Source organism: Pseudomonas sp. J452 (genome assembly GCF_024666525.1).
Taxonomy (GTDB): Bacteria; Pseudomonadota; Gammaproteobacteria; order Pseudomonadales; family Pseudomonadaceae; genus Aquipseudomonas.
Genome location: NZ_CP088294.1, coordinates 3,962,878 through 3,982,742 on the forward strand (window position 1 = coordinate 3,962,878; position 19,865 = coordinate 3,982,742).

Annotated in this window: 14 protein-coding genes; 10 read left to right on the forward strand and 4 right to left on the reverse strand. The window is 56.4% G+C overall.

Annotated elements, in window-relative coordinates:
* The first annotated feature begins 100 nt into the window (after window positions 1-100).
* Window positions 101-673, forward strand: a complete 573-nt coding sequence (locus LRS11_RS17955) for a TetR/AcrR family transcriptional regulator (protein ID WP_260494231.1) — start codon at window positions 101-103, stop codon at window positions 671-673.
* 60 nt (window positions 674-733) lie between these two features.
* Here the strand turns inward: LRS11_RS17955 and LRS11_RS17960 are convergent, their stop codons facing one another.
* A complete protein-coding gene (locus LRS11_RS17960; protein ID WP_260494232.1) occupies window positions 734-1,528 on the reverse strand; it encodes an SDR family oxidoreductase in 795 nt (264 codons plus the stop codon).
* A gap of 881 nt (window positions 1,529-2,409) precedes the next feature.
* On the opposite strand from LRS11_RS17960, the gene LRS11_RS17965 reads away from it, so the two are divergent.
* From LRS11_RS17965 to LRS11_RS17985, 5 genes are all read left to right on the forward strand, one after another.
* Window positions 2,410-2,802: an HIT family protein gene (locus tag LRS11_RS17965; protein ID WP_260494233.1), complete on the forward strand. Its 393-nt coding sequence runs from the start codon at window positions 2,410-2,412 to the stop codon at window positions 2,800-2,802.
* Window positions 2,799-3,875 (forward strand): HNH endonuclease, encoded by a 1,077-nt coding sequence (locus tag LRS11_RS17970; protein WP_196426231.1) that lies wholly within the window; start codon window positions 2,799-2,801, stop codon window positions 3,873-3,875. The genes LRS11_RS17965 and LRS11_RS17970 overlap by 4 nt, the downstream gene beginning before the upstream one ends.
* Before the next feature lie 86 nt (window positions 3,876-3,961).
* Window positions 3,962-4,315 carry a nucleotide pyrophosphohydrolase gene (locus tag LRS11_RS17975; RefSeq protein ID WP_225594814.1) on the forward strand — a complete coding sequence of 118 codons (354 nt, stop codon included), beginning with the start codon at window positions 3,962-3,964 and terminating at the stop codon, window positions 4,313-4,315.
* A gap of 28 nt (window positions 4,316-4,343) precedes the next feature.
* Window positions 4,344-6,200, forward strand: a complete 1,857-nt coding sequence (locus tag LRS11_RS17980; RefSeq protein ID WP_260494234.1) for a DUF2075 domain-containing protein — start codon at window positions 4,344-4,346, stop codon at window positions 6,198-6,200.
* 119 nt (window positions 6,201-6,319) lie between these two features.
* A complete protein-coding gene (locus LRS11_RS17985; RefSeq protein WP_260494235.1) occupies window positions 6,320-7,435 on the forward strand; it encodes an HNH endonuclease in 1,116 nt (371 codons plus the stop codon).
* Window positions 7,436-7,555: 120 nt separating this feature from the next.
* Here the strand turns inward: LRS11_RS17985 and LRS11_RS17990 are convergent, their stop codons facing one another.
* From LRS11_RS17990 to LRS11_RS18000, 3 genes are all read right to left on the reverse strand, one after another.
* Window positions 7,556-8,404, reverse strand: coding sequence for a restriction endonuclease (locus LRS11_RS17990; RefSeq protein ID WP_260494236.1), 849 nt, complete (start codon window positions 8,402-8,404; stop codon window positions 7,556-7,558).
* Window positions 8,405-8,472: 68 nt separating this feature from the next.
* Window positions 8,473-9,372, reverse strand: a complete 900-nt coding sequence (locus LRS11_RS17995; RefSeq protein ID WP_260494237.1) for a hypothetical protein — start codon at window positions 9,370-9,372, stop codon at window positions 8,473-8,475.
* Between the two features lie 97 nt (window positions 9,373-9,469).
* Window positions 9,470-11,230: a hypothetical protein gene (locus tag LRS11_RS18000; RefSeq protein ID WP_260494238.1), complete on the reverse strand. Its 1,761-nt coding sequence runs from the start codon at window positions 11,228-11,230 to the stop codon at window positions 9,470-9,472.
* 444 nt (window positions 11,231-11,674) lie between these two features.
* Here LRS11_RS18000 and LRS11_RS18005 point away from each other — a divergent pair, with 444 nt between their 5' ends.
* Genes LRS11_RS18005 through LRS11_RS18020 form a run of 4 tightly spaced genes read left to right on the forward strand, consistent with a single transcriptional unit; the run spans window position 11,675 to window position 19,855 of the window.
* Window positions 11,675-13,183 (forward strand): TIGR02677 family protein, encoded by a 1,509-nt coding sequence (locus LRS11_RS18005; protein WP_260494239.1) that lies wholly within the window; start codon window positions 11,675-11,677, stop codon window positions 13,181-13,183.
* On the forward strand, window positions 13,180-14,448 hold the full coding sequence (locus LRS11_RS18010; RefSeq protein ID WP_260494240.1) for a TIGR02678 family protein: 1,269 nt from the start codon (window positions 13,180-13,182) through the stop codon (window positions 14,446-14,448). The genes LRS11_RS18005 and LRS11_RS18010 overlap by 4 nt, the downstream gene beginning before the upstream one ends.
* The gene (locus LRS11_RS18015; protein WP_260494241.1) at window positions 14,445-18,590 is read left to right on the forward strand and encodes a TIGR02680 family protein; all 4,146 of its coding nucleotides are present in this window, start codon (window positions 14,445-14,447) and stop codon (window positions 18,588-18,590) included. The genes LRS11_RS18010 and LRS11_RS18015 overlap by 4 nt, the downstream gene beginning before the upstream one ends.
* Window positions 18,587-19,855 (forward strand): TIGR02679 family protein, encoded by a 1,269-nt coding sequence (locus tag LRS11_RS18020; protein WP_260494242.1) that lies wholly within the window; start codon window positions 18,587-18,589, stop codon window positions 19,853-19,855. Before LRS11_RS18015 ends, LRS11_RS18020 begins: the two co-directional genes overlap by 4 nt.
* The last annotated feature ends 10 nt before the right edge of the window (window positions 19,856-19,865 follow it).

The following is a 19,865-nucleotide window of genomic DNA, read 5'->3' on the forward strand; positions in this document are numbered from 1 at the left end:
TCCCCGCCTGCAGACCACACCTACTCGCATCAGTCAGGCATCGACAAAAGAGGTAAGATGACAGGCAGCATCCTAAGAACCTGAAGAGACAAGGCCCACCATGCGCTACTCACAGGAACACAAAGCCCAAACCCATCAACGCATCATCGACGAAGCCGCCCGCCTGTTCCGGCGCGATGGCGTCGGCGCGACCGGCCTGCAGCCCTTGATGAAGACCCTGGGACTGACCCACGGCGGCTTCTATGCTCACTTCAAATCCAAGGATGAGCTGGTCGAAACCGCCCTGCAGCATGCCGTGGAACAGCTGCGAACCGACACCCAGGAAGACATGGCCGATGCTCAGCCGCTGAGTACCTTCATCGCGCGCTACCTGTCCAGCGCACACCGCGCCGACCCCGGCGCAGGCTGTCCACTGCCGACCATCTGCGCCGAACTGGGGCAGCGCGGCCAACCTAGCAGCACCACCGACCAACTCATCCTCGACCGCCTGACCATGATCGAGTCCAAGCTCGACGGCGAGGATGCCGCCGAGCAAAGCGTGCTGATGTTTTCTGCCATGGTGGGGGCCTTGCTGCTGTCACGCAGCGTCAGTGACCCACAACTGTCCGATCGCCTGCTGAAAACCACGCGCAAGTTGCTCATCGAGCAAACCGAAGCCCAGCCAGAGGCTTGAAATAGGCCCAAATGGAAAGCCCTTCCCGCTAACGGAAAGGGCTTCTCATTTTTCCCACGCTTATTTGTAGCGGGCCGCCGCACTGTTGCGCGACAGGTTAGGCCCGAGCTTGGCGCGCGCGCCGACAAATGCCTGCCAGTCAGCAGCATCCGGCAGCGAAGGAATAGTGATCAGCTCGCCCTGATCGAAACCGGCCAGCGCCGCATCGACCATTTCGCCGACCTCCATGATCATCTCTGCCGGCAAAGCCGCTTCATCAACACCCGAACGCTCCCAAATCTCCGTACGCGTCACGCCCGGCAACACGGCCTGAACCTGCACACCCAGCTTGCCGACTTCGCTGTGCAGAGTCTGAGTCAAGCTGAGCACATAGGCTTTGGAGGCGCTGTAAATGGCGTTGAACATTTCCGGGGCCAGCGCCACCACCGAGGCGATATTGATGATGCCCCCACGCCCGGCCGCACTGAAACTAGCCGCAGCTGCAGCAGCCAGGCGGGTCAGCGCAACCACGTTGAGCTGGATCAGGTCATCCGCACGGTCCAGATCGGCTTCGGCAAGGCTACCGTTCAGCGCCACCCCGGCATTGTTGACCAGCAGGCTGATACTGGCGTCACTGCGCAGGCGTTGCTCGACCAAACGCATGTCATCTTTGCGCGTGAGATCCGCCTTGAGCACTTCCACTGCCACGCCATATTCCTGAGCCAGACGCCCGGCCATGGCTTCAAGCCGCTGCAGATCACGCGCCACCAAGAGCAGGTCATAGCCACGCTGCGCCAGGCGCTCAGCATAGGTGGCGCCAATCCCCGACGAAGCACCGGTCACCAGTGCCAAGCCCATCGCATGTTGCTTGTTCATAACCCTTCTCCCGTGCGCAGACTGATCTGTGTGTGCGGCCCTAGCTACAGCCCGCCAGCGTTGGATTTCAATTACCAACCAAATATATGTTAGTCGTAATTTAAACGTAAGAACCGCTGGTCGAGGAACCCAAAGACAGAGATCAAATCTACCGTTTTAGGCTGCAATGGCGGAGACATGCATGCAGTGAAGCCTAGCTGCACTGCTGTGGAGGATCGACAGCCGTCGGCGCGCAACAAGCATTTATGAGAGAGGAACGTCAGAGAAGCACTAACCCCAGTACTGGAGCCACAGCATCTACGAAAAGCACTTAACGCAAATCCAGAAAACAAAAAAGCCCGGTCATTTCTGACCAGGCTTTGATGTTGGGATTATATGGTCGGGACGGAGTGATTCGAACACTCTACCCCTTGCACCCCATGCGAGTAGTCGACCATGTAACCCATTGATTTTAAAAGCACTACTCAGGACGCTCGCTGCAACCGATGTCCTACAGCTCCCCACGATTATTTACGGTTTCCCGCAAAAGTCCCTGGCGCCGCGAATGGCTGTGAGCCGAATACGCAGCACTTTCGGCTCACTTAATGAGCCGAATAAGCCCGGTAATCTACGCACATACGATCAATCACCACGGATGCCCTCTGTGGCTCAAATGATCGCGCGTCAATGGGCCTCCAACTCAGCGATCCGCCGAGATGCTTGGGCCGTAGCAAGTCCTTTGCCGGCTTGAGGGTTGAGCCGATACAAGGCCAGGGGGCAAAGCTCGACAAAAGGCTCGAGGCTGAGCACATGGTGAGCTATTCAGCTTTCTTGCCCGGAGATTCCGCAGGTGCCAAAGTTCGGGTTTTAAGCGCGTTCACTTTGGAATTGTTCGCCATCCCATGACCGAAATAGCCTGCCCCTTCTGCACCCTGCCCTCCTTTCGAGTCCTTGGGGAAAATCTCCACGCTTTCTGGATCCGGGACGGGTACCCAATATCACCTGGGCATAGCCTGATCATCCCCAAAAGGCATGTCGGATCCTTTTTTGAGGCAACGCCAGAGGAACGGGCTGCACTTCTGACGCTCTTGGACGAGGCCAGAAGCAATGTTGAGAAGGAATATCAGCCTGATGGCTACAACATCGGCATCAATGACAGCGCGGCTGCAGGCCAGACCGTTCCACACCTACATATCCATCTCATCCCACGCTTTCACGGCGACATGAAGGACCCCCGAGGTGGCGTACGCTGGATCATTCCGGCTAAAGCGGATTACTGGAGTCAGCGAGAGTGAGCCTGAATACTCCGCCGCCTTCAGCTGACGCACAGTTACTCTTCCTCACGAAGCTGCAAAGACTTTTTGCCGAGGGTGATTTCACCGCGACCTACAAATTCGCTCTTCTCATCGTGCTAGCTGACTTAGCGGTTGAGCTCGGTACTGATAACGGGGACTCACTTGATCTCACTACACGAGAGATTGGTGAACGCTTCATCCAGCTCTACTGGCACCAGACCTCCCCTTATTTGGCCTCGCAACCAGACGCCACGCCCAAAGTGCTCATCCAAAACAACGGAGCACAGGCTGCAGTTGTCTCAGCTATCGAGAGTTTTCGAGCTAGAACGCTTTGCTCAAGCCCTTTAGCTGCATCCAAACATCCGGAATACGCATCTCTACGGGCAACCGTGACTCAGACCGTGTCAGCGCAGCCGCTGACTTACCTCCAAAATTTTGCCGGCGGTACTGATGAATTCATCTATGAAAGGCCGGCACGCGGGCTCGTTCGGCTTAAGAGCGGTGTAGCGTTCTGCTTCCGACGTTTCCAACCCATACTGCAAGAGATTGCGCGCTCAAATTGGGTGAAGCACATCAAGAATAATCGTCTCAACCACATGATTCTGGGCGTAGCTGATGATCTTGAGCAGTTCCTGTTTGAGGCGTCCCGCCAGTCTCTAGCTTCGCTAGCCGTCGGACTCCGAAAGGTTGATGGCAACAACTGCTTCTATTGCGGCGCGCCCTTGAACAAGGTCGACGTTGACCACTTCATTCCCTTCTCACTTTACCCGCGGGACTTAGCCCACAACTTTCTTCTTGCACACCCTGCTTGCAACCGAAGCAAGTCGTCCATGTTGGCGGGCAGGCAGCACCTGGAGCGATGGCTCGAGCGTCTGGCCAAACGTGGCGACGACATTGCGGATATTGGCCTCCAAGCGGGCCTCGTTGTTGACGCTCAAGCATGTCGCCGAGTCGTCAACTGGGCTTACTCCAATGCCTATTCAAGCGGAGCTACCGCGTGGCTCAGGCCGGGCATTTTTGAAACAGTCGACAGGGATTTCTTAAGCTTGGCCGTACTGGGTTCTCCAGGATGACCCGCTTACCAAGCCCGGTCTAAGCCCGCTGAATACTCGACTTAATACGATAGGAATTCATAGTGACATCCCAAAGCACCCCAGCCCTGGTCGACGTAACGCATCTTGCGAAAGAGCTTGAGCAGTTTGCCAATGACCGTAACTGGGCTCAGTTCCACTCCCCCAAAAATCTGGCAATGGCCCTGAGCGGCGAGGTAGGTGAACTCGTGGAGATTTTCCAGTGGATGACTGAAGACGCCTCCAAGGCGGCAGCTGGCAACCCGGAGACATCCCAAGCTGTGAAGGATGAGCTTGCGGACGTGCTTATGTATGTGGTCCGGCTTGCCTCTGTACTCGGGGTAGACTTGAACGCTGCAGCCCAGCAGAAGCTGAAGCTCAACGCTGAAAAATATCCAGTCGCTAAAGCCTGGAACACAAGCAAGAAGTACGATCAGATCTAGACCTGACGTTTGCCAAGGAAGACTGAAGTTGATTGTCTACGAAGCCACGAAGAAGCAGTTCCTTCACGTACATGACAATGAAGACATCGAGGATGTAATCCTCGCCCACTACACCGCCAAAACAGGCAAGCGAGTTGGGCGCTCCGAAATGGAGTCCTGGAGGGGATCTCTCGGCTACATGGCCAAGGTCCTTCGCGATGAAGGGGTACCTGACGATGCAGGTCTCGCTATCGAGCTGCACCTTCCTCAATCGTCAAAACGAATCGACTTCACCCTAACCGGTCACGGCGAGGCCGGCCAAAAAAATGCCGTTCTCATCGAGCTCAAGCAATGGAGCTCATCGAGGCTGTCTGAGAAAGACGCCATCATCGTCACCGCGCTAGGTAAAGGCTTGAACGAGACCGTTCATCCCTCATACCAGGCTTGGTCTTATGCCTCCTTGCTCGAAGGCTTCAACGAGGCCGTATACGACCGCAGCATCGCTCTTCGACCATGCGCCTATCTGCACAACTATGTGCGCGACGGCGTCATTGATGCGCCTCACTACCAGCCTTACATCGAAAAGGCTCCGCTGTTTCTTAAGGGTAAGGACGAGCTCGAGCAGCTGCGGGCATTCATCCGAAAATACATACATTCTGGCGACAGCAAGACTGTTCTATACGAGCTGGTCAATGGCCGTATTCGCCCATCCAAAGCTCTTGCTGACTCGCTGACTGGCCTGCTCAAGGGTAAGCCCGAGTTCGTCCTGATTGACGACCAGAAAGAGGTCTACGAGGCCACGCTTGCCGCCGCAAAATCCTCCTCGAGCGATCAGCCCCGTGTTGTGATAATCGAAGGCGGCCCAGGAACAGGTAAAACCGTCCTTGCGCTGAACCTACTCGTCAAACTGACATCCTTGGGGCTTCTGGGGAAATACGTTTCTAAGAATGCGGCCCCTAGACGTGTTTACGAGACAAAACTGGTTGGGACGATCACTCGAACCAAGTTTTCCCACATGTTCACGGGCTCTGGCTCATTTGTCGATGCCGAGACCAACCTCTTCGACTTCCTGATCGTCGATGAAGCCCACCGGCTCAATGAGAAGAGTGGTCTCTACGCCAACTTGGGTGAGAACCAGATCAAGGAGCTCATCGAAGCCTCCAAGTGCACGGTCTTTTTCATCGACGAGGATCAACGTGTAACCCTGAGCGATATCGGCAGCAAGAAGGCAATACGTCACTTTGCCGAAGCTAAGGGCGCGATAGTCGAAGAGTACGACCTAGCATCGCAGTTCCGCTGCAGCGGCTCTGATGGTTATCTGGCCTGGCTCGATAACGCTTTAGATATCAGGCCAACGGCAAATGAGGTTCTAGATCGTCGCGATTATGACTTCCAGGTCTTCGACACCCCTCAAGCGCTTCATGAGGCCATCGAGGCCCACAACGCAGGCAACAAAGCCCGAGTCGTCGCCGGATACTGCTGGCCATGGCGGAGCAAGAAAGACCCTCTCGCAGACGACATCGTGATCGGCGACTACCGGCGGCAATGGAATCTAAGCGAAGACGGCAGCCTTTGGATCATTGCTGATCAGTCCATTAATCAGGTGGGATGCATCCATACCTGCCAGGGGCTTGAGGTTGACTATATCGGCGTAATCATCGGGCCAGATCTGGTCGTGAGAAATGGAGAGGTCGTCACCTGCCCTTCCGAGCGAGACAAACATGACAAATCGATTCGCGGCTACAAGAAGCTGAGCAAGGAGGACTCGGCCTTTGCTCAGCGGGAGACCGATCTGATCATCAAGAACACCTACAGAACCCTCATGACCCGAGGAATGAAAGGTTGCTATCTGTATTGCACTGATCCGGAGACGACTGAGTACTTTCGAAAGCTTCTTGCGCCGTGACCAATGTCCGGCGTGGCAGTGAAACGGGCCATCGTGGGCTTGGCCTAGATCGCGAGCCTGGCTACCTATTTCCATCACTTGATAAACCTTTACCATGAATTCGATCAGGGACGTCTAAATTGATCCTGCCAAACGCCACTGCTGCCAAGCTCGAACGAGCTATCAAACTGTTCGACCGCGATCTGCGCGACACCCAAGAATGGGATGGTTGGGAAGAAAACAGAGCTCATCGCTATGCGATCAAATGGCAAGACCGCCTCTACCCGGCGAAGAAAATCGTCTCCCTGGCAACAGGAACACCCGTTGGGCATTTTTCCGGAGGCATCCAAACCAACGGCTATCTTCGAGCGCGCGGATTCGAGGTCATTAACCTACGAGGGGCTGAGAACTCCCCGTTCAAGATTAGCTTTGAAGTGGGCGAGATTTACGATCGTAGAGAAGACATCCATGGTCCGTTCGGCGGTAGCAAACAAAGCGGCATTTCCCCCTCGAAAAAAGCGCCAGTCGTTTTTCTGTTTACCGGAGAAAGCGGTAAGCAGTACGGGTACCAGGACCATTTCGATGAAGCCGGCGTATACCATTACACGGGCGAAGGACAATCCGGAGACATGCGTCTTTCGGGTGGAAACAAAGCCGTCTTAAATCATGCACAAGAGGGCCGCTCCCTTCATCTATTCAAGTCTCTCGGCAAGAAGGCAGGCAAAAGCCTTGGCCAAAAATACTTGGGGGAGTTCGTCTGCGCAGACCACTACTGGGCGGAGGGAGAAGACCGCGAGGGGAATCGACGAGCGATTGTGATCTTCCAGCTTGTGCGCCTGAATAGCATGAACGAGGCAGGTATCGAGGATGACGTCGATGAACCTAAGCCTCCTACTCTCGATGACGCTCGCAAGCTGGCCCTGCAGGCAATCGAGTCTGGGGAGCAATCAGCTACAGGAAACGCGCTGCGCAACATCTACAAGCGAAGCGTCAAGGTCAAAAACTATGTACTGATGCGCGCCGCAGGTCTCTGTGAGTCGTGCGGCGAAGATGCTCCATTCAAACGAAAAGATGGTTCTCCCTACCTCGAACCACACCATATCAATCGCCTTTCGGATGGAGGTCTAGATCACCCACGTTTCATTGGTGCGGTATGTCCCGCATGCCATCGGGAGATCCACTATGGTCTTGATGGCGATGCCAAAAACGAAAGGCTGCGAATTTACGTCGATAGCGTTGAGCAAAGCCTTAACTAACACACTATAGATTTTTCTCAGTGTGAGCGAAGCACGTTAGGATACCTTCCATAAGGGAAATATCAAAGAGACACTGAAGACCCTTTGAGCTCATGAGCCGCCTCATCAAGGGCGCTGACTCTACCGCAATGACGGCATTACCATGGGACTTTCAGGAAGTGACTGATCTTTACAATAAGTGGAGATCAGATCTCCTCGATCAATTTTCGCAAAGACAAAATCTCCATCCAACCGTCCCAGCATGTGGCCAGGAGCTGCAATAACATAGGTGGCATTCATTGCATCCACGGTTAATATAAACACCGCTAGATGTTTAGCCTCAAGCCCTCTTACACACCAATTAACCCCTAAACCATTTAGCTCAACGTATCTCTCTGCTTGGTGCCTTGAATAAAACAGCAAAGCATATGAGTCTTCCCCCTGCCTCATTCCGAATGGTGCAAATGTTTTAATGTCATAGATCGTCCAAAATGGCTGCCCTAGCACGTGCGTACCCGGGATAGCGACACTCTCCAACCTCATTCCAAGGAGTCTTCCAATAGAGGGTAACTCGTTTAGTGTTATAGCGATAATCCCGTTATCATTCGCGTATTTTGTCGCACCCTCTTGAAAACCATTAGCAGCCACAATGATTCCCTGCAGGCCAAAGCAGTCCTCAACCTTTCCTTTGAATGTAATCACATCATTACGTTCAACTGCCCGCTTAGTGTTTTTGCACTCTATGGCCACTCTGTGCCGCACGCCGGCAAGCTCAAACTCATAGTACACATCTATTTGATATTCCGATCCATCCCTGCCGCGAACATGCACATTTCGCCCGACGACAGCTTTTTCACCATCTAGATCAATCAAGGTTTGATATACCGCCTGAACATGTTCTTCCAGACCGCTCCAATCTTTAGGGCCAGGGCGTTCTTCACTAGACTTAAGAACCTCTATGAGAGCGGCCATCGATGGACCGTTATCCATAAAAAACTCCACGATTGGAAAAGGAAAATTCAAACTTAGTAAAAAATCTTGAGCGAAGCCGAAGAGCGCTACAATCCCACAGAGCGACTGAGCTTTTCACTTACCCTTCTAAATACTTGCTCTGAAACAGACCCTACGGAATATAGAGGAACACTAAAGCTCCGCTCATAAAGGCCGACAGCTTCCTCCTTAGGATCCAAAACGGGAACCCGCCAATACAAAATTACTGAGACACAGTCCTCGCCGTACTTGCTAAAGAATTTTCTAACCTCTAAAGCTATCCGCTCATCGCCCGCTTTGAGCTGACTTGAAATATTTGAAAACCCATCAATTCTTGTGAACTCGTTATCCGGATTAATCAACGAGGACATATCAATTGCAGCAATGCCTTTCTGATTACGAAAATCACTTGAGCTAAACCTTCCAACCGCTTGCTTTAGAGCCTTCTCAACATTTTTACCAAAGGTATCTTCTTTAGAGGGTCGCTTACACTCTACAAATATCGAATCCTGCTCATCATGAGCATTAAAATCCGCGACCGTTTTAAAATCTATAGAATACCCTGCCCGCTTGAAGCATCTAGCCATATAAAGCTCAAACAAAAAATCCCTTGCAGAATTAGGCTTTGAACCCACCAACTCATCGCTATATCTCTCCTGCCCAGAAATAATCTTCCTTAAACCTTGATGTAGCTCCTCACAGTAAAGCTCAGACAGCTTATCTTTTATCTCTATAACTCCATGCACCTCATAAATAGAGCTCGCATAGTCACGATCGGCAGAAATCTGACTGAAACTCTCACTCCCCCAATTATCAATCAGTCTTTCGTAGTGGGCAGCATACCTACCGTATCTGCTAGCGCGAACATGAAGTCCTTTTGACTCTAGCCAATCCACCGCCTCGCTGTATTTTTCGAGCGTTTTGGACAATGACTCTTTTTTCAATTTTGAATTTACGATTGAAGGCATGCAGCTTTTGCACTCTGAGTAAAGTAACTATAAAAACAGATCCAGTGACACACCAGCCTAAGCCATCAAGCCGCATGTGAAAATCGTTTATTCCGCCTCACTCTTGACAATAAACAATTGGATGTATCCCAGCCTCTTTAGCCGCATGCACGAATGACGACAAAATCCAGTAGAGCTGGGTTATATTTCCAGCCACAGCCTTGCCCTTTTGGATTTTCACAAATTCTTTCTCTATCATTTTTTTAGAAATGAACGAGCAGCAGATAATGCACCTGCGATTGAATCGGTAATCCTGCCTTACTCTATAAAGATAGTCTTCGAACTTACCAGGAAGACTTTTTCTTGTGCGACTTATAAGTCCGCCACTATAGTTTTTTCGAAACTTCTCTTTATATTTCTTTAGAAAAATCTTTGGCTCAATATCCATATTGCCAATGTTTTTAATAGCCTGACCAACGACCTCATGAAGATTGCTTGCTGACCTGCTGGGCTTTCCGTGTTTGGAGTGTATGAAAGACACTGAGAAATCGGCCTGATTGAAGGTGATATGATCAGCCCACTCATTACCCAGGTCATCGCAAAAAATGTAGTCGTCGGCACCATGCGCTCTCTCGACGATGTCGAATATCGAGACGGAATCGAACTTGGTTATCTTCTTCGTGACCTCGCCTTTCTCCGAAGTAGCTAAAGAAAGTGTTGGTAGGACCTTCAGCGTTCGAAGCATTGCAGGAATTTCATTGATCCCTGCACCATCCTCGAAGCACTGTCCCATGAAGTACATGTACCTTGGATCGGAAAATGTGATGGTCGCGAGATTATGCTTCTTTATGTAGGCCTGAAGCGTCGTCTTCTTGCCGTTTTGCTCAAAATTGACACTTCGAAGTGCCAGACTATTTACAGCAATTGAATGCAAATTTTTTTTGAGTTCAGCCTGCCGGAAACTGCCTACGAGCTCATGGTCTGGCGCCGGCCCGATCTCGTAAACTTGCTCCATCTCCGCAATCAAAGATTTTATTTGCTTGGATGTCATCTCGATGACACGACCACTTCTGGCGGTGTAGAAAATTGGAACACCTTGGTTAACTACGTTCTCAACAAAAAAAGAATGCTCCAGCAAAACCGCGTTTGGTGTGCTTGATTTCCAGACCAGGTCTAGATCTATAAATTTGGCAAAATTGTTGAGAAAGTCTTTTTCAGTGGAAGGATTATGGATGTCGTGTAGCTGTGCCCTAGCCCACTCCACGGCGTGATGGATTGATTTACGCTCCGATGCCTCGACCACGCGACCACTTTGCGCGGATATAGTCTTGGTACGGCCTTTTAGTTTCAGCTTGAAGAAGTACGGGATTGACCGCCCTGCAGCATGTACAGACATAAGCCCTTTCAGATCAGAGGCTTCGAAGGCTCGACCACGCATAGCACGATCGGAAACGGTCATGTTGCGGGTTGCCATCTTTTGATACTGCGCATCGACGTCGCTAAATGCGGAGGTTAGCTCACTACTTCGAATCAGCTTCGCATGTTTATCCATGCTTTCCGCTATACTGGCACAAGACTTTTTAAAAATAGCAATACAGCCATCAACAACAACGATCAATATAAATGCATAAATTGTGTCTTTGATCGGCTGCTGCCAAAAATGTACATCGCGGTCTGTCTTGAAGACACGAAGGCTATAGGAAAACTTGCTGCCATCTGGAAGCGTATCCTCATGATCAATAATGTCCGCGATAAGCGCGCTGCCAATTGTCATATTGGAACTAGCAGCTTCGAGGATGACGGTAAGCGTAGCCTTCGTGAAAGGTGCAGTTGGGCGATAGAACTGGGCATTCTGCGTAAGTAGAAGATCTTGCGACATCACGGTCCTTCCTTGGAATTCTGGCAGTTAGTGGCATAACGCCACCTATATCTCTGATGTACGGCATACGCCCCCCCAGCGTCAAGTCAGGCAGCCCTTACCTGGCCAATTCTGGCCGTTCTTTGGACGCAACAGTGGCGCAAGCCCCCCCGTAATCAACCCCTATACAAATGAAACCAAGAGAACTGCACCGTTGACGCTGCAGCAGTAGAAGTGCAGTAGTGCATGAGCTGCCAATGGGCCCGGCCTCAAGCGGGTGCGTCGCAAAAATAGCGCTGTTACGAACACACTGCACCGGCATCCCTTTACCCCTTGCCGCGTGAATCGCGGGTAAGGCTTGGCAAATAGCGAAGAGGGCTGAAGAATGGCCTCGTCGATCACGGAAGGTCACTGAGGCAAAATTTGGTGATTCACGAATCATCCTGGCCGGAAGCTTCAGCGGACTTGTTCCGCCACGCCACGGCGGAAAAGGCAGCCCTCTATCGCGCCATCATGGAGGTGTTCGCGGCTGCCAAGCGCCAGTACCGCCTGCAATTACGGCCCGACGAAGTATTGTCCGAGGCGAAATGGGGTCAACGGACGCCACCGGCTCAGGAGGAGGTTGCCGCTGCATTAGCTCAGTTGGCGGCCTGGGGCAATCTCGAATCGCAGCCGGACATGACGCGTGTATCCACGCTCAATGACTATTACCGGGCACGTTTTCTCTATCGGCTATCGCGCGGCGGCGAGGCAGTAGAGGCAGGGCTGACCGCGTTCGCGCAGAGCCTCCGTCATAGAGCCGAGCTACAAACGGTCGCGCTGGAGGATATCGACAGCCGTCTACAGGCCTTGCAGCGACTAATGCGCGAAGCGCAATCCAGGGATGACTTGGATACTGCCAAGGCACATGAAATTCTGCGTGATCTGGTGCGAGTGTTTGAGGGCCTTGCTGAAAACGCCCAAGCGTTCATGGCTGGGGTGGCGCGTAGTTTGGAATTGCAGCAGGCCGACGCAACCACATTGGTCGCCTACAAGCGACGGTTGATCGACTATCTCGAACGCTTCATGGGCGATCTGATCCGTCGCTCCGACGCCATCGCTCGCACGTTGCATGACCTGTCCACCTCCATCGACTACGTCTTGCGCCAAGTCGCCACACGTGAAGCACGTGATACCGCCCCCGACGGCACTGGCGAACAGGCAGAGGAAGCACAACGCCGCCAGGATATCTGGCGCGAGCGCTGGAAAGGATTACGCGGTTGGTTCCTGGCAACCGGCAACGAACCACCTCAAGCAGAACTGCTGCGTGCAAGGGCACGCTCGGCGATTCCGCAACTGTTAAGTGCCATCGCGACGATCAATGAGCGCCGCAGTGGGCGCAGCGATCGGTCGGCCGATTTCCGAGTATTGGCGCAGTGGTTCGCTGCATGCGACACCGACAACGATGCTCACCGTCTTGCGCATGCAGCATTCGCGCTACAGCCAGCACGCCACTTCTCACTTGAGGTTGCTGACGCAGACGACGTGCCAGCGAGCACCTCTTGGCTGGATGCACCGCCGCTGATCATCAATCCTCGCCTGCGCGAGTACGGAGAAGCCGCACCGCGTGGCGCACTGGCGAAAGTGCGGGATCGTAGCCGGGATCGTGCGCTGATGGCTCAGCAATTAGCGGAGGAATCGCGTCAAGTCGAAGCTGCTCGACGGAGATTGGCGACCGGCAGCCCGACTCGCCTATCGGAGCTAGGTGAGCTCGATGTGCAAGCTTTCGGCCTCTTTCTAGGATTGCTTGGCGAGGCACTGGCTGAACAACAGGACCCGAACAGCCCTGTCGAGCGCCAAACGGGCGACGGTCTGCTGCATATTCGCCTGGAACCTCTGGCTGAAAACAGCCGCGCCCAAATCTGCACGGCCGCCGGCGTGTTCTCCGGCCGGGATCATCTGCTGACGATCCGGCTCACCGAGGACAGATCATGAGCATACCCTCGTCCCGCCGTGGCATCCGACATGTCGGAGAAACACAGAAGGCGCAGCAACAAGACGAATTCCGCCGGGCTCTGCGCAGCCTGCTGATGTGCCCGCTCATGCCGCCAGGGCACGCGGACTTCCCCGCAGTACGTCGCCAAGCCGAGCGCCTGCGCGAGTGGTTCGCCCGCGAGACCGGCTGGCCGCTGCATGTGGACCGCGAGGGTGCCCGCCTGTTCAAGCGCCCGGCCGACCTGTCCGCCCCGACCCGCGGCCTGCCGGACTATGACCGACGTCGCTATGTACTGCTGAGTCTGGCTGCTGCAGTGCTGGAGCGAGCCGACCCGCAGATCACCCTGCGACAGATCGGCGAACGGATCGTACAACAAGCCGCCGACCCGGCATTGCAGACATTGGGTTTCGCCTTCACCTTGCACGGCGCTGCCGAAAGGCGCGAGTTGGTCATGGTGTGCCGTACCCTCCTGGCTCATGGCGTTCTCGAACGTGTCGCTGGCGAGGAAGAGAGTTACGTACAGGACGGCAGCGGGCCACAGTCCGACGCGCTCTACGACATTCACCGGCGCTTGCTGGCCGGCCTGCTGGCGGCGGTGCGCGGGCCCTCGACCTGGAGCACAGAGGAGACTCCGGGAAATACCGAGGCGCGGCTGCATGCACTGGTGACCGGCTTTACAGCGGACAGCGAGCAAGGCAGGCGCGACGCCATACGCCACCACCTGGCGCGACGCCTGCTCGACGATCCGGTGCTGTATACCGACAGCCTGGATGAAGAGACGCGCAGCTATTTCCTCAATCAGCGGGGTGTTCTCGCCAACCGCCTGTGTGAAGCCACCGGACTGGTCGCCGAGCAACGTGCCGAAGGCCTGGCCCTGATCGATGAGAGCGGGCAACTGACGGATGTAGCCATGCCCGCCGAGGGCACTGAGGCTCATGTAACGCTGCTGGTAGCGGAGTACCTAGCTCGGCGTCTGCGGGATAAACGTGCCCCATTGCGAGCGACCGAAAGCGAGATTGCCCTGTTCCTGCGCGAGGCCGCTGGGCGATATGGCCGCTACTGGCGCAAATCGGCGCGCGCGCCAGGCGCCGAACACGAGCTGGCGGAAATCGCCATCGTTCGCCTATGTCGTCTGGGCCTAATGCTGCGTGATATGCATGGCGTACATCCGTTGCCCGCCATCGCCCGCTTCTCCCTCGGACAGACCGAGGTACGCAACGCCCTGGGGGCCGAAACCCTGTTTCTAACCGAGCCTGACGCATGACCAGCGACCTATTCATCACCTCCTCCCGCCCCGCACTGCCCAAACCTCTGCGCGAACGCTGGCAGCCCTTACGTCTTGGCCTCGTCGAACTGTTCCACTACGACAGCGAGGAGTTCTGGTTCCACGATGGTCATTTACTTCTACGCGGCAATAACGGCACCGGGAAATCCAAGGTGCTGTCGCTGACCTTACCGTTGCTGCTGGACGCACAATTGCGCTCGTCGCGCGTCGAGCCCGACGGTGATAGCGGCAAGAAGATGGCCTGGAACCTCCTGGTCGGCAACTATCCCCGCCGTATCGGCTACAGCTGGATCGAGTTCGGCCGACGCGAGCTCGATGGCCGCCCCCGCTACCTGACCCTGGGGGTCGGTTTGTCGGCAGTCGATGGCCGGGCTCAAGTGGACAGCTGGTTTTTCATCGTGGAAGGTGACGGCACGACACTAGACCCACGTATCGGCGAAGATCTCTGGCTTACCACTGCCGAGCGCCAGGTTCTTACTCGCGAGCGCTTGCGCGATGCACTTGGCGGACGCGGTCAGCTATTCGAAAACCATCAGCTGTATCGCCGTGCCGTGGACGAGCGCCTGTTCCAGCTAGGGACACGGCGCTATGACGCGCTGATGGATACGCTGATCCAGCTGCGCCAGCCACAACTGTCGAAGAAACCCGACGAAACCGGCCTTTCCAATGCCCTGAGCGAGTCGCTGCCACCGCTACCACCCGAGCTGCTGGGCGATGTGGCCGAAGCGCTCAACCAGTTGGAGGAAGACCGCACTCAATTGGAAGAAACGCGCCTTCTGGAGCAAACCGTCACCCAGTTTGAACGGCGCTACCGCATCTATACCGGTATGTTGGCGCGGCGCCAGGCACGCGAACTACGCCAGGCTCAAACCCATTTCGACAACGCCAGCGAGGCCCGCAATCAAGCGCAGGCTGAACTCGCCGGCGCACAGAGCGCGCAGGGTGAGGCTTTTGCGGAGCACGAAGCCGCGAAGCTGAAGTATTCGGCGGCCCGGGAGCTGGTAGATACGCTGCAGAGCGATCCCGCCAACCAGGACGCCAACCGTCTTGCCTTGGAAGAGCGCAATGCCACTGAACGGCAACATGCAGCTCACACGGCAGGCCGACAGCGCGATGAAGCACGTAGCAAACTCAATAGCGAAGTAGAACTGAGCCAGCGACGGATCGCTGCGGCCACTCAAGCTCGCGATGAGCTGGACAAGTCGCGTACTCGTACGCTGGACGCGGCCGAAGCACTCGCTATAACAGCAGACCTCGCAATCAACCCACTGCTTAGCCTTGAAGCCGAAGCGCTCGCGGCACATCCGCCCGAGTACAGGGCCGCTGAAGAAGCCCTGCGCGAGCTGGTGAGAAATCGGCGCCAGGACATCGCCCATCTACGTAAGCGTCATGCCGAAGTTAGCCAACACCAAGCGGTACTGGCGGACAAGCAAGAACACGTTCGAAGCATTCGCGGTGAAATGGACATAGCACTGGCGCAACGCGAGCGGGCCGATCAGCACGCCGAACAGGCAGGCAGCGTATTGCTCGGAGCCTGGTCCGAGCACTGCACAAGCCTCGTCCAGCTGCGCTTCGATGCTGAGCAGCCCTTGCTGCAACTGGCCGAGTGGGTGGCCCTTCCGGAAGGCGAAAACCCGGCGCAAGTGGCACTGGACAACGCCTGGCAGACGACGCTGCAACGACACGCCGCCCAACAGGCGGAGCTGGACAGTAACCTTACTAGCCTGGACAAGCAGCGCGCCGATATCGAGGACGAGTGCACCCGCCTGGCCGCTGGCGAAGATGCGCTGCCCGCCGAGCCGACCACCCGGGCCAGTGGTGTGCGCCTGCAACGGCATGGCGCGCCACTCTGGCACCTGGTGGATTTCCACCCGAGCCTGGATGCCGCGCAACGGGCCGGGCTGGAAGCCGCCCTGGAAGCCAGCGGCCTGCTTGACGCCTGGCTGTCGCCAAATGGGGTATTGAGCGATAACGACGGTACGCCGCTGCTGGATAGCAGCTGGCACCAGCGCGCGCCAGTGAACGGTGCCAACCTGAACGCTGCGCTGATTCCCGCATTGCCCGAGGCCTGCCCGATCACACTAGCTACGCTGACTGCGCTGTTGGCGGGCGTGGCTTACGGCACGCAGGAGCCGAGCGATGCCGAAGCCTGGCTGTCGCCTGATGGTCGCTATCGTCTGGGGCCGCTGGCAGGTGCCTGGCAAAAAACCGAGGCAGGCTACATCGGCCGTAGCGCACGGGAGCTGGCGCGACAACGACGGCTGGAAGCACTCGCCACCCTCCTCGCCGAACTCGACATGGCGCAAGCCAAGCTCGAACGACAATACGAAACCCTGGCCGCCGAGCGCAACCAAGCCGAACGGGAACGGAAAAGCGTACCCTCCGAGCGCCAACTGCACGATGCGATTGCTGCCGCGCTGCAGGCCGCCCGTGATGTTGATCGGACCCGGCAGCTGCTGGTGCTGGCCGAAACGCGCAGCCAGGAAGCCAAAGACGCATGGCAATCGGCACGCGAGCAGTTACACCACGACGCGACCGACCTGAGCTTGCCGGCTGACCCCGAGCTGCTACCGGCAACCGAAGAGGCCTTGGAACACTTCGCCAACGTCCAGGCGCATCTGGTCCAGGCGGCGCGCGACTGGCAGCGCGCATGGCCCGATCAGTGCCAGCAGCAACAGCGCGAAGGCGAAGCGCGCAGGGGGCTGGAACAGGCTGAGGAAACCCTGATGGTCGCCGACGAGCAGGCCGAACAGGCCCGGGTCCGCTTGGAGGCGCTACGCCAGTCCATCGGCCAGCAGGTGGAAGAATTGCTGGCAAAACTGGCCACCGCGCTCGCCGGACGTGCGCAGGCCGAGCAGGACGCCGAAACACGCCGCACAGCGCTGGGCGAAGCGGAAAAAAGGCTGGCCGTGACCGCAGCGCACGTCGAACGCACTGAGCAGACTCTGAGCGAGCGTAGCAACGAGCGCGCCATGGCCGTCGAACGCCTTCGCCATTTCAGCGCCAGCGGCCTGCTGGCCGCCGCATTGCCGGACCTGCAATTGCCTGAGCATTGGAGTATCGACCCGGCGCTGAACCTAGCCCGCCGCATCGAACAGGCGCTGGCTGACATCGCCGATGACGAGGTCACTTGGGCCCGCGTACAGAAACAGATCGCCGAAGACCTAAGTGAACTACAGCGCGGGCTGAGCGCCTTGAACCACCAGGCTATCTCAGAACCCAACGATTGGGGCATCACCGTCACAATCCAGTACCAGAACCGTGCCGAGCGCCCCGATACCCTCGCGCTACTGTTGGCCGAGGATATCGCCCAGCGCAGCGAACTGTTGTCTGCGCGCGAACGCGAGGTATTGGAAAATCACCTCCAGGCGGAAATCGCCGCCGAACTCCAGCGCCTGATGCGGGCTGCCGACGACCGAGTCAAGGCGATAAACCACGAACTGCACAAACGCCCAACCACCACAGGCGTACGCTACCGTCTTCTATGGGAGCCGCTATCCACCGAGGAAGGTGCGCCAGCCGGCCTGGAAGCTGCCCGCCAGAGCCTGCTCAATACCAGCGCAGACCTTTGGACGGCCGAGGACCGGCGCGCAGTAGGCATCATGCTGCAACAGCAGATCGCCACCGAACGCGCCCTGGCCGACGCCGACAGCGCCGGCAGTAGCCTGCTCGATCAACTCGCCCACGCGTTGGACTACCGCTATTGGCACCGTTTCCGCATCCAGCGCCAGCAGGATGGTCAATGGCGTAAGCTGTCCGGGCCGGCTTCCAGCGGCGAGCGCGCACTGGGCCTGACCGTACCACTATTCGCAGCCATCGCCAGCTTCTACGGCCACGGCGGCAGTCCCTTGGCGCCACGCTTGATGCTGCTCGACGAAGCCTTCGCCGGTATCGACGATACCGCCCGCGCCCACTGCATGGGCCTGGTGCGGGAATTCGACCTGGACTTCGTCATCACCAGCGAACGGGAGTGGGCCTGCTATGCGGAGCTACCTGGCGTGTCGATCTGCCAGTTACAGCGTCGTGAAGGTATCGATGCGGTGTTCGTCTCGCGCTGGACCTGGGATGGACGGGCTAAGCGACTCGAAGAAGATCCTGATCGCAGGTTCCCCTTGGCATGAAGACCATTCCCGATATACGCCTACAGCGTTTGCTCGGCGAGCTAACCCTGGCAGCCCTACGCCAGCGCTTACGCCGCCGTTTTGAGCTGCTCGATGAAGCGGAGACGCTATCATCGATCCACTTGAACAACCTTAACCCGGTCGAATACTCGGCTCTTTGCCAACTGACTGGTCGTCCCTCGCGTATAGCACGCTCAATGACGCTGGACATTACCGACCTCGATGCTCGGTTGCGTGCAGCCGGGCTCGCCACCTCGCTACAAGATGCCCTAGAGCAGCTGGATGGCCCAATTGTTGCGAAAGCCAGGCTCCGTAAAACGCTATCGGAACAATGGTCAGCCCTGACAACGTCGGCGTCGGCTGAAAGCAGCCCGATTCTCCGCGCCTGGCTGCAAAACTCAGCCACCTCCATGCCCCTGCTAAAGCGTCTTGGGAGCAATCCCGCGCGCGCTCAACAGCTACTGGTAGCAACTGATATTGTGCTCCGCCGCCTACCCGTGGAAGGACTGCCTCGCTCGCAACTTGCCGCCGAAACACTGGGTGATGCCCATGCGCTAGACACCGGCCGCCCTGTAGCGACTCTGGTACTGTCGGCGTGGCGCCTGCACGAGCGCAAGGATGGCCTACAGGAGGATGAAGCAGCAGCCGAGACTGGCGGTGGCGCGGAAGAGCGTCTGCGGGAGGTCTGGTCAAGGGCAGGAGTTCTCGTCAACGAGCTGGCCCGCCCTGCTCTCTTTCTTAACTTGCCTGTAGTTCCAGACGCCCCCCGCACCTGGTTGCCTGGAGAACCCGCCTACCTCTCACTGCGGCAATTGGTTCGCAAGCCATATTCCTGGCAAGTGGAGGGTCGGAATGTCTACGTATGTGAGAACCCGAACATAGTAGCCATTGTCGCCGACCGTCTGGGTGCTGACAGTGCTCCGTTGGTCTGCACCGATGGCATGCCCGCCGCTGCACAGCGAATTCTGCTCGATCAATTGACCTCGGCTGGCGCACGACTGCTCTATCACGGCGACTATGACTGGCCCGGGATCGGCATCGGCAATCACGTGATGCGTACTTGGCAGGCAGTCCCTTGGCGATTCGGTAGCAGAGACTACCTCGAAGCGGTGATGGTAGCGCCGACGCGACCGCGCGATTTGGACATCAACGGGGTCGAGGCTCTATGGGACAAAGAGCTGCATACAGCTATGGACACCCAAGGACTCGCCATTCCAGAGGAGGCGGTTTTCAGCACTCTCTTAGACGATCTGAGCCAAAGGTGAATTAACCCAC